Below are 16,820 nucleotides of genomic sequence, written 5' to 3' on the forward strand. Positions count from 1 at the left end.
TTTAAATGACTATTTTAGTGGCAGTTTACAACAAAAAATTCCCTTCCTGTGGTAAGCCCAAAAGACCTTGCCCTTTCTTTTGATTTGAAATGGCCTGAATAAACCTTATAGTATTCACCAATCTTTTCAACCCTTGCCTTTATCCCCTCTTTTGCAAGCATTCCAACAAATCTTTCTGCATTTTCTTTTCTGGAAAAAGCACCTAATTGTACAGAGTAACAAATTCCTTCAGCCTCTTTCTTGTTTACAAGGTAAATTCTAACCCTTGTTATACCCTTTTCTGCAAAACCCAACTTCTTTGCCGCGGCGTACGACATATCTATAATCCTGCCTTTTACAAAGGGGCCTCTATCATTGATTTTTACTGTTACTTTCTTTCCGTTTTCAAGGTTTTCAACAACAACAATTGAGCCTAAAGGAAGAGTTTTATGAGCAGCAGTCATATCATACATATTGTAAACCTCTCCTGAGGCAGTTAACCTTCCATGAAACTTCCCACCATACCAGGAAGCAATACCCTCTTCATAAGGAATAAGCCCTTCTTTTTCAGTTTGCTCAGGAATTACATAAGAGGAGGAGAAATAATTATCCCTTGAATACCTGTATTTAAGGCATGCTTGATTAATACTAATAAGGATAATCGTCAAAAATATAAGAGTAAGGCTCTTTTTCAAGTAAAGCATTTTTATACTTCCCGTTTTCATATAGAGTTTTTAAAAAATCCCCTGCAAGGTGAAGGGAGCCTAAAACAAATATTTCGTCATAGTTTTCAATAAAGTCTGGCAATTTTTCAAGCTTTTCAAAGCGGTTAATTATTCCTAAATCCTTAAAATCTTCTTCCTTCATAAACCTGTGGTAATCCCCTGCTGTAAGAACAATGTTTTTGAATTTTGATTTAACAATATTAAACATTTCATTTACTGATTTATCCTTCATACACCCAAAAATTAAAACCGAATTATCAGAAGGATTTAAGTCTTCTATAACCTTTTTTATTGCATCAACATTGTGGGCACCGTCAACAATCAATTTTTTATTTTCAGACAAATCAAACTCTTCCATCCTTGCCGGCCATTTTGTTGATTTAATTACCTCTGAAAAGTCTCCCTTTTCACCTGTTAACAAAGAGAAAGCCGCAAGTGCAAGACAAAGGTTTTCCGCCTGAAAATTACCCTTTAAAACAGAATTTGCCGATATTCCCAGTTCTTTTAATACAACCTTTGAGCCGTCAAACTCAAAGCCGAGAGATTTTAATGTATACAGGGGGGCACTCTTTTTCTTACACTCTCTGTCTATAACCAGCAAGGCTTCCCCTTCAGCCGAGGTAACCACTGGAATCCCCGGTTTTATAATTCCAGCCTTCTCCCCTGCTATTGAGGATACTGTTTCACCTAAAAATTTAGTATGGTCTTTTGAAAGAGAAGTAATTATGGTAATTTCAGGGTGTTTTAAAGTGTTTGTTGAATCAAGCCTGCCGCCTAATCCAGTTTCAACAATGCCATAATCAACCTTTAAAAATGAAAAAACATAGTAACAAAGGAGAGTAAAAAACTCAAAGTAAGAAAGCTCAAGGTTTTCCTCTTCTATTTTATCCCTCAACATTGAAACAGATGCAGCAAACCACTGTCTGGTTATTGGCTTACCATCAATTAAAATTCTCTCTCTTGGGGTAATCAAATGTGGCGAACAAAACCTGCCGACAAAGTTATCCTTTGATGCAAGGAGAGAATCAAGGTATGCCCCCACCGAACCCTTTCCATTGGTTCCTGCAATGTGAATTGACTTAAACTTGTCTTGAGGGTTATCAAAGGATTTCAAAGCCTTTTCTATTCTCTCAAGCCCTAATTTTATTTTTGATTTTTCAAAGCCCCTTACATACTCAAGGGCTTCATGATAAAAAAAAGGCTCACGCATAAAGCAGTTTCAAAACCTTTATCAAAGTATCTGTTAAATCCTTTCTATCAACAACCATATCAACCATTCCATGCTCAAGGAGAAATTCAGAGCGTTGAAACCCCTCAGGCAACTCAGCCTTAATAGTTTGCTGAATTACCCTGGGGCCTGCAAAGCCTATTAAAGCACCAGGTTCAGCAATATTTAAATCACCAAGCATAGCAAAGCTTGCGGTAACCCCTCCTGTGGTTGGATGGGTTAAAACAGAAATATAAGGCACACCAGCCTTGTCCAGTAAACCTAAAGCTGCAGAAACCTTTGCCATTTGCATTAAAGATAGTGCTCCTTCCATCATCCTTGCCCCACCTGAACAGGAAAAAACAATTAAAGGCCTCTTTTTTGCAACACAGTACTCAATTGCCCTCGTAAGCTTTTCCCCTACAACACTTCCCATACTTCCGCCTAAAAAAGAAAAATCCATAATTCCAACTACAATGTTGAATTTATCCATTTTACCTTCGGCAATAACAATTGCCTCATCAATTTTCCCTGCTTTTTCAAGCTTTGCAAGCTGGTCTTTGTACTTCTTAGCCGCCTCAAAGTTTAAAGGGTCTTCAGGCCTTATTTCCCTGAAAAGAATGTTGTATTTACCGTTTGAAAAAACCTGATTGAGCCTTTCCTCTGGAGAAATAGGGAAGTGATAATTGCACTTGGGGCACACCATCTGATTGGCTTCTATTTCTTTCCTGTAAATAATCTCTTTACACTGATTACACTTAAGCCATAACCCTTCTGGTATCTTAGCCTTCTCCTCACTTGGAGTTTGAATTTTCTTATCCTTTCTTTTAAACCAGCTCATATCTCCTCTTACTTTTACAGATTTTTTTTATTTTTTTATTTTTTCTTCTTTTGTTGATTTTGTCATTATACAATTTCCATTAAAAATACCACCCTCTTTAACTTCAAGCACTGGAGTTTTTATCTCACCTTCAACAATAGCTTTTGAATGAATTTCAATTTTATTTTTGGCTTCAATTTTGCCCTTAAATCTACCATTTATAATACAGGTACCAACAAAAACCTCTCCCTCAACATCTGCATCCTCTCCAATTATAAGGGTTTCATTTGAGCGAATTACCCCGTTTAATTTTCCATCAACCCTCAATAGGTTTTTAAAGGTAACCTCTCCTTTAAAAAAGGTTCCCTTATCAAGAAAACCGTTTAACTCTCTCTCCTTCATTTCCTACCCCTTTTTAAAAAATCAAAAAGAGCCTCCAATTGCTCTTTAGAATGGTACTTTATAACAATGCTACCCTTTTGCTGAGTACCATTAATTGAAACCTTTGTTCCCAATGATTTTGTAAGCTTTTCAGATGCATCCTTTAAAAAAACATCTTCTTGTTTTTCTTTCTTTTTCTCATCATGAAGTGATGCAATCTTTTTTTCAAGGCTTCTAACACTTAAACCTTTATCCACAACCTCTTTTGATAGTTTTAAAATTTTGTCTTCATCTTTTAAACCTAAAAGCACCTTGGCGTGCCCTAAACTAAGCAACCCATCCTCTATTAAATCAAGCACCTGCTGGGGAAGATTTAATATTCTAATCGTATTTGCTATAGTTGCCCTTTTCTTACCAAGCCTTTTAGCAAGTTCTTCCTGAGTTATTTTAAAATTCTCAAGCAAAGTTTTATAGGCAAAAGCCTCTTCAACAGGGTTTAGATTTTCCCTCTGAATATTTTCAATTATCGCAAACTCAGCCTTTTTAACCTCATCCATCTTTTTAACAATGGCAGGAATCTTTTTAAATCCAGCAAGTTGAGCAGCACGCCACCTTCTCTCTCCGGCAATTATTGAGTACTTATTTTTACCCTCTTCAGCAACAACAATAGGCTGTATAAGACCTGAATTTTTTATAGACTGAGCTAATTCTTCTAATTTTTCCTTATCAAACTTTCTTCTCGGCTGGTACTTTGAAGGGGAAATAAAGGAAATATCAATCTCAACGACCTTATCTCCTTTATCCTTATCCCCAACATCTGCAGGGATTAAAGATTGCAAACCCTTACCTAACGCTTTTCTTTTCATACTCCAACAATTCCTTTGCTAATTTTAAATAAGATTGAGCACCCTTTGACTTTACCTCGTAAAGCAAAACAGGCAAGCCAAAACTTGGCGCTTCACCTAATCTTACATTTCTCGGTATTATAGTTTCAAAAACCTTTTCCTTAAAAAAACTTTTTATCTCCTCAACAACCTGTTTTGACAGGTTTGTTCTATCGTCAAACATAGTGAGCAATACCCCCTCTATCTCAAGGGAAGGGTTTACACTGCTCTTAATCAAATCTATGGTTCGCATGAGATCAGAAACCCCTTCAAGAGCAAAATACTCACATTGAATAGGAATTATGACAGAATCTGCGGCACAAAGAGCATTAACCGTCAATAAACCCAAAGAGGGAGGACAATCAATAAAAACATAATCAAATTCATCCTTAATTTTAGAAAGTGCATTTTTTAAGAAAAATTCTCTTCCAATCTGGGAGACCAATTCTATTTCAGCGCCGGCCAATTCTCTGCTTGAAGGGATAATCTTTAAAAAATCAAGAGAAGTGTCATAAATTGCATGCTCAATATCAACATCACCAGCCAAAACCCTGTAAATATTATTTTCAACAACCTCTTTATCAACACCTACGCCGCTTGTGGAGTTAGACTGGGGGTCAAAATCAACAAGCAACACTTTTCTTTCAGCTACGGCAACTGAAGCTGCCAGATTGACCGCTGTGGTTGTTTTCCCAACTCCGCCTTTTTGATTTGTTATAGCTATTACTTTACCCATAGCACATAATTTACCACAAAAAACAGACTCAGTAAAGAAAAGTTAGAGTGTTCCACGTGGAACAAAACTTATGCAAGAAACAGAATTGTTCTACGTGGAACAAAAGCTTACTTTCTTTTTTTTGTTAAAGTTAAATAAAGAATTGATATTGACGCAGGGGTTACCCCGGGGATTCTTGAAGCCTGGGCAAGATTAACAGGGCGAACCTTTTCAAGCTTTTCCCTTACCTCTCTTGACAAGCCTGAAATATTGTAATTAAAATCTTCCGGTATTTTAACCTTTTCCAGGTCTTTTGATTTTTCAACCCTTCTCATTTCCCTTTCAATATAACCCTTATATTTAACTGCCGTCTCCACCTCAGTCTCATATTCAGTTAAATAACCTTCTCTTAAATAGGGGGCTATCATCTCAAAACTAATTTCAGGCCTTTTTAATAATTTTTCAAGGGTATGAACTTTTGATTTATCAATGGATGAAAAATGAGTAAAAAAGTCTCCATTTAAGGCTTTTTTTACCGGCAAAGATACAACTTCCCTTAAGTATTTTTCAATTTTTTCGTACTTTTCAAGCATCCTATTATAGGTTTCATCATCAATTAGCCCAACACTATGGCCAATGGGCATAAGCCTTTTGTCAGCAGTATAATGGTCAAGCAAAAGCCTGTATTCACTCCTTGAGGTAAACATTCTGTAAGGCTCATCAACCCCTTTTGTAACAAGGTCATCTATCATAACGCCGATGTAAGCCTGGTCTCTCCCTAAAACAACAGGCTCTCTGTCCTTTAAGGCTAAGGCTGCGTTAATCCCTGCAATCAAACCCTGGCCTGCAGCTTCTTCATATCCAGAAGTTCCGTTTATCTGGCCTGCAAAGTAAAGCCCTTTTATCTCTTTTGATTCAAGGGAAACCTTCAAACTTAAAGGATTTATTGAAAAATATTCAATCGCGTAGCCTGGCCTTAAAATTTCAACATTTTCAAGACCCTTAATTGTCCTTAAATACTCATACTGTACTTCAACAGGAAGTGAGGTGGATACTCCATTAACATAGTATTCAACAGTGTACCTTGACTCAGGCTCTAAAAAAACCTGATGCCTTTCTCTATCGGGGAATTTTTTAAGTTTGTCCTCAATTGAGGGGCAATACCTTGGGCCTATCCCCTGAATTAAACCTGAAAAAAGGGAAGAGCGATGAATATTTTTGAAAATTATCTCGTGGGTTTTCTCATTTGTGTAAGTTAAATAGCAGGGAATCTGCTCTACCTTTCTTTTTGGTGGATTGAAAGAGAAAAACGGAGGTGGTTCATCTCCATCCTGTCTTTCCATTTTGGAAAAATCTATAGAATCCCTGTGAACCCTTGCAGGGGTACCAGTTTTAAATCTGATTAATTCAAAACCTAAATCTTTCAAAGAATCAGCAAGTGTTGTGGAAGGTATCTCATTTGTTCTTCCCGCAGGGTATGTTTTATCCCCTATAAAAATCTTTCCACCTAAAAAAGTACCTGTTGAAACAATTAACTTTTTACAGGAAATAACATTGCCTGATTCAAGTATAACCTCAGAAACCTCGCCATTTTTAACAACTATTCTCTCTGCAATATCCTGTATTAAATAAAGGTTTTCTGTCTCTTCAAGCGCCTTTCTCATTTCAAGCCTGTACATAACTTTGTCGGCTTGAGCCCTAGGTGCCTGTACTGCTGGGCCCCTGCTTTTATTCAGCATTCTAAACTGTATCCCTGTCTTATCTATAATCTTTGCCATTAACCCGCCTAAGGCATCAATCTCCCTCACTATATGCCCCTTAGCAAGCCCTCCTATTGCAGGGTTACAGGACATTTGGCCTACCACATCAAGGTTAATGGTTAAAAGACAGGTCTTAAACCCCATTTTAGCAGTAGCATAGCCTGCCTCGCATCCGGCATGCCCTGCACCTATGACAACAACATCAAAGTAAATCATACTATTTCCCAAGACAGAAGTTTCCAAAAACACTATCAAGAATATTATCAGTTGTTACCTCTCCAATAACGCTTTCAAGTATTTCAACAGCTTCTCCAATAACGGCAACGCCAACCTCAGGCAATACTTTATCCTCAGCAATATCAAGAAATTTTAACAACACTGATTCAGCCTGTTTCAAAGAAGAATACTGCCTTTCAGAGAAAACAAAGTTTTCAGAAAAATCTATTTTGTTAAAAAAATCAAAAACAGTATCAAGAAGTTTATCAATCCCTGTTTTCTTTTTAGCTGATATTTTCAAGCCGTTAAATTCAACAATATCAAACAAGTCTATTTTATTTAAGACCTTTATTATCTTAGAGTTGAACCGTTCAAACCCATCTGGTAACACAAAGTCTTTATCTGATGAATCAAAAAGGTAAAGAATCAAATCTGATTCTTCAAGTTCTTTAAAGGTTCTCTCAATTCCTAAATTTTCAACTAATCCACTTGCCTCTCTTATACCAGCGGTATCAACAAAAGAAAATTTAATCCCTCTATATTCAATATCAACCTCAATTGAATCTGTTGTTGTGCCGGGAATTTCAGTGACTATTGCCCTTTCAAATCCTGCAATGGCATTTAACAGGGAGGACTTACCAACATTAGGTTTTCCGGCAATGACAACCTTTGCACCTTTAAAAATAAACCTTGATTTTTCATACACCTGTAAAACATTCTCCAATGATTTAAGTGCTTCTCTCACAATTGGTACAGCTCTTTCCACAGCATCTTCGGTTTCTTCCTCTTCGGGATATTCAATCGAAGCTTCTAAAAAAGCAATTGATTTTATTAAATTATCTTTTAAATTTAAAACAAAATCTGATAGCCTACCAGACAAATTGGATAAAACCTTTGCCTGATAACTGTTTTCAGCACTTATTATGGTATTTATAGCCTCAGCATCTATTAAATTTATCTTTCCGTTAAACAGTGCTCTCTTGGTGAACTCACCAGGTTCTGCAAGCCTAGCCAATCCTGAATTTATAATACTTGAAACAACAGAGTAAAGAATATACGGAGAACCATGAAGGTGAAATTCAACAGTGTCTTCCCCAGTGTATGATTTAGGTGATTTAAAATATACAAGGTATCCTGTGTCTTCAACCTCTCCTTTGAATTTTCCGAAATACATTCTGGAATGTTCCAAATTATCAGGAACAGGGGAAAAAAATCGTTTGGCAATTTTTAGAGAGTTTTCTCCAGATACCCTGACAATCCCCACCCCTCCTTTACCAGGAGGGGTAGCAATTGCTACTATGGTGTTTTTCATTTTTTCTTCTTAAGATAAACCTTAACTTTTTTTAAAAAACCATTGCCCAGGCTTTCAGTTGCAACAAATTTGTCATCCTTTAAAGTTATATGAATCTGTCTTCTTTCAGCAGGATTCATTGGGGAAAAGATATAAGGCTTACCTAAACTCTTTACCTTTTCAGCAGCCTTTTTTGCCATTTCTCTTAATTCTTTAACCCTGTTAAATCTAAAACTTCTGCATTCAAGTACAACTGGCTTTGAATCACTGCCCTTTGTTACTGCTTTATTTACAAGATGCTGGAAGGCATCAAGTAATGCCCCATTTTCATCAAGAAAAAGCTCTTCATCTTCCCCTTTTATCTCAAATTCAATACCATCTTTAACCCTCGAAAAATAAGAGGAAACATTAAAACCAGCTAATTTAAACCAGCTATTTAAAAGATTTTCAACCTTTTCAGAGCCTTCTGGTTTTACTTTACCTTTGCTACTTTTGCCAATAGCATCTATTCTAATAGTTACCTCACCAGCAAGGGGACTGAACAGGGAGTTATCAGTAGTTATAACAGTATAATGTATCAATTCAGGGTTTACATTGTAATAAAGAGAAGCCTTTTCAAGGGCGTCCTCCACATCTTTTCCAGAAAACAATTTCTTTGATAAATTCATATTCACCTCTCAAGCAGCCATTTTCATTTGCTTATTTAAAATTAATTGCTGAAAAATCTGGAATATATTGTTTGTTGTCCAGTACAGCAACAAACCAGACGGTGCATAAATCAAAACAAAGGTAATAACAATAGGCATAATTAACATCATTCTCTGCTGGTTTTTGTCTCCAGTTGCAGGGGTTAACAACTGAACAATCAACTGGGTTACACCCATTGCAATTGGCAATACAAAATATGGATCATGGGCAGAAAGGTCTTTTATCCAGCCTATCCAGGGGGCCATTCTCAAATCAATTATATTTAAAAGCAAAGAGTAAATTGCAAAAAAGATTGGAATTTGAATAAGCATTGGAAGACAACCACCTAACGGATTTACCCCCTCCTTCTTGTACAACTCCTGCAACTCCTGGTTCATCTTTGCCTTCATTGTCATATCATTTCCATATTTTTTATACTTTTCCTGAATAGCCTTTACCTTAGGCTGTAAATCCTTCATCTTCTGAGCTGATTTAAGTCCAGCAGAGTTAAGGGGAAAGAGAACAATTCTAACAAGGATAGTGAAAATAACTATAGACCATCCCCAGTTTCCCACAAACTTATTAATCCACTTTAAAAGAATAAAAAGCCATTTGCCGAATGCACCAAACCAACCGAAGTTAACAAGCTCTTTATAACTCTTTCCAAGAGCACCTAATCTTTCATACTCTTTCGGTCCTAAATAAAACTTACCTTTAAAACTTCCCTTTAAAGAAGCCTTTAAAGAACATACAGAATATGTTTTGTCACCTTCCTTATAAGAATAAAGCTCAGGTTTTAAGTCTTTAAAGCCTTTTTCAGGGGTCAAAATTTTAGCAAAATACCTGTTTTCAATTGCAACCCACTTTGCCTCAACTGGTATTTTTTCTTTTTTTATTTTTTTCTTGGAAATTCTTTCAACATCTCCATCAAAGTAATAAGCTATCTCATCTTCTGTTGAGTACCTGCTTTTTGCCTTTTCAGAAGAGTTTAAGCCTGCTCCAAGTGAAATATAAGCATTTTTTAATCCTTCTAAACTAAAATCAACTGTGTAGTCATTATTTAATTTAAATACCTTTTTAATGGTTTTTCCATCTTTTGAGTATGTGAAAATTAAAGTATTACCATCTTTTTCACCATGAAAGATAATTTTTTCAAGGGAATTATCCCCCTGATAAATGGCAAAAGGTTTATCAAAATCAATAGTTTTATTTACTAAATCATAATTCTGCCCTGATTTCTCCTTGTATTTTTTCAGTATAATAGACTTAGCTACTCCACCTTTATTGGTGAAAACAACTTTTATTAAATCGTTTTCAAGTACAAAATCTCTTTCTTCAACAGATTGGTTTGAATCAAAAAACAAGCTATCAGAGTCTTTTTCTTCCGTTTTAAGGTTATCTTTGATTAAATTCTCCTTGCTACCTAATTTCCCCTCTGATATCTTCTCATCGGTGATAACATTATCATTCTTAAGATTCTTTTTCTCTACTTGTTCAACCTTCTTACCCTGAATAGGTTTTTTTGGCATATACTTTTCAACAACAAACTTCTGCCATGCAATAATAAACACAATGGCAAGGACAATTGCAATTACCGTTCGTTTTTCCATCCTCAACTCCTTCTATTTTAGTGGGTCATATCCGCCGGGATGAAACGGATGACACTTTAATATTCTTTTTAATGCAAGCCAACCCCCTTTAAAAAAACCATATTTCTCAACCGCCTGTAAAGCATAATTAGAACAGGTCGGGGTAAACCTGCAAGTCGGTGGAAAAAGTGGAGAAATAAATTTTTGATAACCTCTAATGATTAGAATTAAAATCTTTTTCATTTATCCACTTTAAAAAAAGGGTTATATCTTCTAAAAACCCTTGAAAGTCAGCTTCTTTAGAACTCTTCTTGGTGTTAATAACATAAAAACAGTTTTCCGGGAAAGAATTTAAATACAATCTTACCACTTCTCTCAATTGCCTCTTTATTTTATTTCTTTTAACGGCTTTCCCAATTTTCTTAGATACGGTAAAGCCGAAAAGCTTACTATCTTTCCCGGGCAAATAATAGATTACTAAGTACTTAGTACTAAAACTTTTACCTTTTGAGTAAACCTCTAAAAATTGCCTTCTCTTTTTAAGCCTATATTCCTTCTTTAAAGACAATACTTATACGGCTAATCTTTTTCTGCCTTTTTTTCTTCTTGCGTTTATTACTTTTCTTCCAGCTTTGGTTCTCATTCTAACTAAAAAACCATGAGTTTTCTTTCTTTTTCTTCTGTTTGGTCTGTATGTTGGTTGCATACTTCCTCCTCAATTGATAAATTGTCTTTAATATTAAAAACAATAAGGCAATAAAAGTCAAATAAAAAATTAATGGAGGGAATTTCCCCCCATTATAACTTTCTGGCTACCTCTTCAGCAACCTCTAAAGTTGTGTTGTTTCCACCCATATCGTAGGTTCTTACCTTACCCTCTTTTATAACTGCCGCAATTGCATTTTCCAGCTTTAAAGCAAGCTCCTTTTCACCCAACCATTCAAGCATTAACTTTGAAGTTAAAAGCATAGCCATTGGATTTACCTTATACTGTCCAGCATACTTTGGAGCAGATCCATGGGTAGGCTCAAAAACTGCATAGTTTTTCCCTATATTTGCTGAGGAAGCAAAACCTAAGCCTCCTACAAGCTGGGCTGAAAGGTCTGAAATTATATCTCCAAAAAGGTTTTCAGCAACAAGTACGCTGTAATTTTCAGGGTTTTTAACAAGCCACATACACATTGCATCTATATTTGTTTCCCACAACTCAATACCTGGATATTCTTTTGCTATTTCCCTAGCAACCCTTGTAATTAAGCCACCTGTTTCTCTTAATACATTAGGTTTCTCAACAAGGGTTACTGTAGGCCTTCCTGTCTCCTTTGCATACTCAAAAGCAGCTCTCACAATTCTTTCACAACCTTTTTTTGTCATAATTCTTGTTGAAATTGCAATATCTTCTTCAGGAACATCCATAAATCTTTCCATCTTCTTGTTATGCTCAAGAAAACACTTTTTCAAACCATCCTTTACTGGATAAAATTCAACCCCTGCATACATTCCCTCTGTGTTTTCCCTGAAAATTACAAGGTCAATGTTGTCCTTGTAATTTAGAGGATTGCCGGGATAAGCCTTACAGGGCCTCATGTTAATCCCTAAATCAAATAATTGCCTTAACTTTACAATTGGAGAAAAATACTCATAACCTTTATCCCTTAATTCAGGAGCCAATTCTTCCTTTGCCTCGTCTTTAGGTTTTGAGGTAATAGCACCAAACAATGCACAATCAGTTGTCTTCATCATCTCAATTGTTCTATCAGGAAGGGGGTTGCCCTCTTTTTTCCAGAATTCCCAGCCAATATCTCCATGGATATACTCGGCGTTAAACTTTAAAGCATCTAAAACAATCCTTGCTGCTTCCATTACATCATTTCCTACTCCATCACCTGGAAGCCATGCAATCCTGTACTTCGCCATTCAAATCCTCCTCTAAAATTTATATTTACCCTTGATAGGGATTAGTAACCTTTTGAATCAGACTTTTCCTTATTTACAATTTTCACACTGGCACTTGCTCCAATCCTTGTTGCACCTGCCTTAACCATCTCAAGCGCTTTTTCAAAGTCTCTTATACCACCAGAAGCCTTAACGCCTAAATCCCTTCCAACAACTTTTCTCATTAACAGAATGTCTTCAACAGTGGCCCCACCTTTTCCAAAACCTGTGGAAGTTTTTACATAATCTGCCCCAGCCTCTTTAGAAAGCTCACAAGCCTTAATTTTTTCAGCCTCAGTTAAATAACAAGTTTCAATAATTACCTTTAAAACCTTTCCTTTAGACACACCTCTCACAGCCTTTATATCTTCTAAAACATCATTATATTTTTTTGACTTTAGAAAACCTATATTTATGACCATATCAACTTCTTCCGCACCGTTCTCAATAGCCTGCTTTGCTTCAAAAGCCTTTGCCTCTTTTGTTGTTGCACCTAAGGGAAAACCTATAACAGTACAAACCTTAACATTGGTTCCACTTAATACTTCTGCAGCTGTTTTTACAAAACATGGGTTAATGCAGACAGAAGCAAAATTATATTTTTTAGCCTCCATACAGAGATTTACAACATCCTGGACTGTTGCGTCCGGTTTTAAAAGGGTATGATCAATCAGGTGAGAAATATTAACATTAAATTGTCCATCTGGGGTGATTCTATCTGTTTTTACCTTTATAAAATTATCTATTGCCTCTTTAGGTTTTATAACACAAAAATTTTCCTCAATATCACAGTAGAGTAAATCTGGCGAAGAATTATCAAACTCAAGCCAATCAAGATTAATATCCTCTTCTTTCAAATTTAATTTTTCTTCCTCATCAAATGAAGAAAGTATCTCTTCAACAATTTTAGAAATATCCTTATTCATTTCTCACCTCAATATTTAACTGATCTACAACCCCGGCAATTATAGCATTTTCCGGGATTTCTTTTGATTTGGTTATTATCTGCAAACTTCCCCCATCCTTTATTACCAAAACAGTATCATTTTTACCAGAGTCAGTAGCATCAATAGCCAGAAAAGGCTTTCCTTTAAATTTTCCATCTGGAGTTATTTCCCTAACAAGCATAATTTTATAACCTTCAAAGTTTCTGTTCTTTTTTGTTGAATAAACACTTCCTAAAACCTTACACAAAATCATAGAGAAAAACCGTCAATAATTCCAACAATTGCCGCATCAGCTGGCATATTGTCGTTTTTAAAAGGTATTGCCGCTTCCTTGCTTGTCGCATAAAAAATTATATCACCTTTTCCAGCCTGTACAGTATCGACAGCAACAATATACCTATTTTCAGGTTTTAAATTTTCATCAAAGGGTTGGACTAGTAGCAATTTTTTTCCTTCAAAGCTATCAAGCTTCTTTGTTGCCCAGATACTGCCTATCACCTTACCTATTAGCATTGTCTATCTCAATAATTTTATTCACCCTCTTTAAATGCCTACCACCTTCAAATTCAGTGGTTAAAAACTTTTCCACAATTAATTTCATTAATTCAGTTCCTATAACCCTTGAACCTAAAGTTAAAAAATTAGCGTTATTGTGTGCCCTTGCATTGTAAGCCTCAAATGTATTTGAGCAATGGGCAGCCCTTATTCCCTTTATTTTGTTTAAAACAATAGCACTTCCTATTCCAGCACCATCTATAAAAATTCCAAATTTTGCACCTTTATCAAAAAATTCTATGCCTGTTTTATAAGCAAAATCAGGGTAATCTACAGATTCCTTTGAAAAACAACCACAATCAAAAACAGAATAGCCTAATTCTTCAAGATACGATTTCAAAAATTCCTTATACTCAAAACCCCCGTGATCACTACCAATTACAATTAAGTTTCCTGAATTGCCTTCAATCTCTTTTAAAATCTCTTTTACAATCTTTTCAATACTCATATTTCAAATTCCAATTTATCAACAATTGCCATTATAACTGCATCAACAGGCTTTCCTTTTGTTATTGGAGTCTGCCTTGCAGAAGAACCCTGTGCCATTAAAACCATCTCACCTGCCCCAGCCCCAACAGCATCAACCGCAACAGTAAAACTGTTCAAAGCATCACCTTTTATAGAATAATGCTGAACTATAAGAAATTTTAAACCTTTTAAATCTTCAACCTTCTGAGTTGCCCAGACAGAACCTATAACTTTCCCGTATATCATAGCAAGGTTATTTTATCAGAAAATAAGAAAATCCTCTAAAAAAGTGAATATAAATAGGAGAAATATCTGTGGAAAAAATGTTTAAAAAAATACCCTGTGGATTTAAATAAGTTTTCCACAGGTTTTAAACAAAAAAATAATAAAATAAATAACACTTTTTTAAGATAAAAAATTAACAAAAAATTTTTATAAAAGATTGAAATTAAAAAGTTTTTTTAGCTTTAAATAAAATTTTCAACAAATTCACAAAACTTATTATAATTTGTTAAAATATCTTAAGAATATATTTTAAAAGGAGTAATACTATGAAAATAACAATTGACAGGAACGATTTTTTAAAAGAGTTAACTTTAATAAATGGAATAGTGGAAAAAAAATCAACCATAGCTATTCTTTCAAATATGTACATAAAAGCGGAAAACGATAGATTATACCTGAAAGGAACAGACCTTGAAGTAGGTTTAACAGTAAGTATAAAAGCCGATATAGAAGAGGAGGGGATAGTAATAGTTCCTGCAAAGGTTATGTTTGATATTGTCAAGGTACTTCCTGAAGGTGAATTAACAATGTGGATTGACAATACTTCTTTGAAAATAGAAAAAGATGGAAGATTTTATTCAGTAAATGCACAGGTTGATGATAATTACCCTGTAATTCCTGATTATGATTTTGATGAAAAAAGCGTTATTCTTCCTAAATCTCAACTTGTTGATGTAATTTCAACAATTTCAATTTCAATAAACAACGAGATTATAAAGGATAAATCTTTAAACGGTGTTTTCTTTGATTTTGAGAATGAAACTTTAAACTTTGCCGCTTCAAACAGGCATACATTATTTGTTGCAAGTTATTCAGGAATGGAGCCTTTTTTTGAGGAAAAGGAAAATTTTGTTGTCTCTAAAAAAACCTTTTTAGAATTAAAGAAAATGATTCAGCTTTCATCCCTTGATGATGAGTTATTACTGGGAAGGGATGGATCAAATATATTCTTTAAAATAGGGCCAAGAGTTTTATTTTCAAGGTTGTTAGCAAATAATTTTATAAATTACAAAACATTTTTAAATCCATCTTCAGATGCTGTTGAAATTGTTATTAAAGTTAAACATATGAAAGATGCTTTAAAAGAATTAATGCCTCTTTATGGACAGTATTCTGATAAAGTTGTTTTTGAATTTGAAAAAGGATTTTTTACGGCAAGTTTACAGGATGTTGAGGGAAGTGTAGCTATTGTTAAAAAAGAGGTGGAGTACCAGGGGGAATCCTTTAAGACAGGCTATAATATAAATCATTTAAATCAGTTTTTTAGTGTTGTTGATGTTGAAGAGGTTAAGGCTTTAATGGATAAAAATTCTGAAAGTTTCACATTTTTTCAATTTCACAAAAACGGGGTTGATTATACATTCTTGATTAACCCAATGATAATCAATTAATGATTGAAAATTTTAGTTGTATTAATTTAAGGTGTTTTGAAGAGAAAAAATTAAATTTAGATAGCAATTTTACTTTAATAGAAGGTGAAAACGGAAGTGGAAAAACTACTGTTTTAGAGGGAATATCACTGTGTTTACGGGGAAAATCATTTTTAACAGGAAGAATAAATAATCTTGTAAAGGAAGGAAAAGAATTTCTAAAAGTAAAGACTGAAATAGAAGGAAATTCAATAGTAGTAACCTATTCAAAATTAGAAAATAAAAAAGAAATTTTATTTAACGGTAAAAAGGAAAAGTTATCGAAAATTTATTTATCCTACCCTCTTTTTGTTTTTAATGGAAGATTGTTGAATTTTGTAAGAACAGATTTGATTACTTTGTATAAATTTTTTAACATAATTTTAAGTTTGTACGATAAAGGGTATTTAAAGGCCTATAATGAATACTTAAAAGCTCTCAAACAAAAGCGGCGTTTATTGACTTTAAATGTGAAAAATGATAGCATATTACCTTGGAATACAATACTTTTGGAGCGAAGTAAGATTATTAGAGAAAAAAGAAAAAAATTTGTAAAAAAAATTAACAATTTATTAAGAGAAGATAATTTTATTTTATATAAAGAAAACTCTCTAAACGAAAACAACAGTGGTGTTTTAGATAGAGAATTTAAAGAAAAAAAAATACTTACAGGCTGTCATAGAGACAGGTTTTATATACTTAAAGAAAATAGGGATATGAGATTTTTTTATTCTTCTGGCCAGCAGAAAAACATATTTTTTGATGTGTTAACTGCTGTGGGAAAAGCTTTTGCTGAAAAAAGTGGAAAAAAACCTGTTCTTCTTCTTGATGATTTCGATTCTGAGTTTGACTCTAAAAATCTTCAATATTGTTTAAACAATGTATTGGAGAATTTTCAGATAATACTCACCACAACAGATAAAGATAGGTATTCAGATTTTAATTATAATCTCATAAGTTTATAGGG

21 protein-coding genes are annotated in these 16,820 nt (G+C 34.5%); 2 read left to right on the forward strand and 19 right to left on the reverse strand.

Annotation, left to right across the window (positions count from 1 at the left end; all coding sequences use genetic code 11):
* Positions 1-14: 14 nt before the first annotated feature.
* The 19 genes from TTHT_RS11015 to TTHT_RS09815 form a co-directional block, all read right to left on the reverse strand.
* Entirely contained in the window at positions 15-683 is a 669-nt protein-coding gene (locus TTHT_RS11015; protein WP_330873133.1) for a septal ring lytic transglycosylase RlpA family protein, read from the reverse strand.
* Positions 628-1,914 (reverse strand): bifunctional folylpolyglutamate synthase/dihydrofolate synthase, encoded by a 1,287-nt coding sequence (locus TTHT_RS09730; RefSeq protein ID WP_201327786.1) that lies wholly within the window; start codon positions 1,912-1,914, stop codon positions 628-630. The genes TTHT_RS11015 and TTHT_RS09730 overlap by 56 nt, the downstream gene beginning before the upstream one ends.
* Complete coding sequence (gene accD, locus TTHT_RS09735; RefSeq protein ID WP_201327787.1) at positions 1,907-2,752, reverse strand: acetyl-CoA carboxylase, carboxyltransferase subunit beta; 846 nt, start codon at positions 2,750-2,752, stop codon at positions 1,907-1,909. The genes TTHT_RS09730 and accD overlap by 8 nt, the downstream gene beginning before the upstream one ends.
* A gap of 27 nt (positions 2,753-2,779) precedes the next feature.
* A complete protein-coding gene (locus TTHT_RS09740) occupies positions 2,780-3,133 on the reverse strand; it encodes a bactofilin family protein (RefSeq protein ID WP_201327788.1) in 354 nt (117 codons plus the stop codon).
* Positions 3,130-3,978 carry a ParB/RepB/Spo0J family partition protein gene (locus TTHT_RS09745; protein WP_201327789.1) on the reverse strand — a complete coding sequence of 283 codons (849 nt, stop codon included), beginning with the start codon at positions 3,976-3,978 and terminating at the stop codon, positions 3,130-3,132. Before TTHT_RS09745 ends, TTHT_RS09740 begins: the two co-directional genes overlap by 4 nt.
* On the reverse strand, positions 3,956-4,732 hold the full coding sequence (locus TTHT_RS09750; protein WP_201327790.1) for a ParA family protein: 777 nt from the start codon (positions 4,730-4,732) through the stop codon (positions 3,956-3,958). The genes TTHT_RS09745 and TTHT_RS09750 overlap by 23 nt, the downstream gene beginning before the upstream one ends.
* A gap of 107 nt (positions 4,733-4,839) precedes the next feature.
* On the reverse strand, positions 4,840-6,687 hold the full coding sequence (gene mnmG, locus TTHT_RS09755; protein WP_201327791.1) for a tRNA uridine-5-carboxymethylaminomethyl(34) synthesis enzyme MnmG: 1,848 nt from the start codon (positions 6,685-6,687) through the stop codon (positions 4,840-4,842).
* 1 nt (position 6,688) lies between these two features.
* Entirely contained in the window at positions 6,689-7,999 is a 1,311-nt protein-coding gene (gene mnmE / locus TTHT_RS09760; RefSeq protein WP_201327792.1) for a tRNA uridine-5-carboxymethylaminomethyl(34) synthesis GTPase MnmE, read from the reverse strand.
* Positions 7,996-8,646 (reverse strand): Jag family protein, encoded by a 651-nt coding sequence (locus tag TTHT_RS09765; protein ID WP_201327793.1) that lies wholly within the window; start codon positions 8,644-8,646, stop codon positions 7,996-7,998. Before TTHT_RS09765 ends, mnmE begins: the two co-directional genes overlap by 4 nt.
* A gap of 9 nt (positions 8,647-8,655) precedes the next feature.
* On the reverse strand, positions 8,656-10,275 hold the full coding sequence (gene yidC, locus TTHT_RS09770) for a membrane protein insertase YidC (RefSeq protein ID WP_201327794.1): 1,620 nt from the start codon (positions 10,273-10,275) through the stop codon (positions 8,656-8,658).
* 12 nt (positions 10,276-10,287) lie between these two features.
* Positions 10,288-10,497 carry a membrane protein insertion efficiency factor YidD gene (yidD, locus tag TTHT_RS09775; RefSeq protein WP_201327795.1) on the reverse strand — a complete coding sequence of 70 codons (210 nt, stop codon included), beginning with the start codon at positions 10,495-10,497 and terminating at the stop codon, positions 10,288-10,290.
* A complete protein-coding gene (gene rnpA / locus TTHT_RS11060; protein ID WP_201327796.1) occupies positions 10,469-10,822 on the reverse strand; it encodes a ribonuclease P protein component in 354 nt (117 codons plus the stop codon). The genes yidD and rnpA overlap by 29 nt, the downstream gene beginning before the upstream one ends.
* 3 nt (positions 10,823-10,825) lie before the next feature.
* Positions 10,826-10,960, reverse strand: coding sequence for a 50S ribosomal protein L34 (rpmH, locus tag TTHT_RS09785; RefSeq protein ID WP_201327797.1), 135 nt, complete (start codon positions 10,958-10,960; stop codon positions 10,826-10,828).
* A 92-nt stretch (positions 10,961-11,052) separates the two neighbouring features.
* Positions 11,053-12,171: an isocitrate/isopropylmalate dehydrogenase family protein gene (locus TTHT_RS09790; protein ID WP_201327798.1), complete on the reverse strand. Its 1,119-nt coding sequence runs from the start codon at positions 12,169-12,171 to the stop codon at positions 11,053-11,055.
* 41 nt (positions 12,172-12,212) lie between these two features.
* On the reverse strand, positions 12,213-12,902 hold the full coding sequence (deoC, locus tag TTHT_RS09795) for a deoxyribose-phosphate aldolase (RefSeq protein WP_408033918.1): 690 nt from the start codon (positions 12,900-12,902) through the stop codon (positions 12,213-12,215).
* Positions 12,903-13,107: 205 nt separating this feature from the next.
* Positions 13,108-13,389: a EutN/CcmL family microcompartment protein gene (locus TTHT_RS09800; RefSeq protein ID WP_201327800.1), complete on the reverse strand. Its 282-nt coding sequence runs from the start codon at positions 13,387-13,389 to the stop codon at positions 13,108-13,110.
* Complete coding sequence (locus TTHT_RS09805; RefSeq protein ID WP_201327801.1) at positions 13,386-13,649, reverse strand: EutN/CcmL family microcompartment protein; 264 nt, start codon at positions 13,647-13,649, stop codon at positions 13,386-13,388. Before TTHT_RS09805 ends, TTHT_RS09800 begins: the two co-directional genes overlap by 4 nt.
* The gene (gene rpiB / locus TTHT_RS09810; RefSeq protein WP_201327802.1) at positions 13,636-14,139 is read right to left on the reverse strand and encodes a ribose 5-phosphate isomerase B; all 504 of its coding nucleotides are present in this window, start codon (positions 14,137-14,139) and stop codon (positions 13,636-13,638) included. The genes TTHT_RS09805 and rpiB overlap by 14 nt, the downstream gene beginning before the upstream one ends.
* The gene (locus TTHT_RS09815) at positions 14,136-14,405 is read right to left on the reverse strand and encodes a EutN/CcmL family microcompartment protein (RefSeq protein WP_201327803.1); all 270 of its coding nucleotides are present in this window, start codon (positions 14,403-14,405) and stop codon (positions 14,136-14,138) included. Before TTHT_RS09815 ends, rpiB begins: the two co-directional genes overlap by 4 nt.
* A gap of 305 nt (positions 14,406-14,710) precedes the next feature.
* On the opposite strand from TTHT_RS09815, the gene dnaN reads away from it, so the two are divergent.
* Positions 14,711-15,835, forward strand: coding sequence for a DNA polymerase III subunit beta (dnaN, locus tag TTHT_RS09820; RefSeq protein WP_201327804.1), 1,125 nt, complete (start codon positions 14,711-14,713; stop codon positions 15,833-15,835).
* Positions 15,835-16,818, forward strand: coding sequence for a DNA replication/repair protein RecF (gene recF, locus TTHT_RS09825; protein WP_201327805.1), 984 nt, complete (start codon positions 15,835-15,837; stop codon positions 16,816-16,818). The genes dnaN and recF overlap by 1 nt, the downstream gene beginning before the upstream one ends.
* The last annotated feature ends 2 nt before the right edge of the window (positions 16,819-16,820 follow it).

Origin of the sequence: Thermotomaculum hydrothermale (assembly GCF_016592575.1) — a bacterium.
Classification (GTDB): domain Bacteria; phylum Acidobacteriota; class Holophagae; order Thermotomaculales; family Thermotomaculaceae; genus Thermotomaculum; species Thermotomaculum hydrothermale.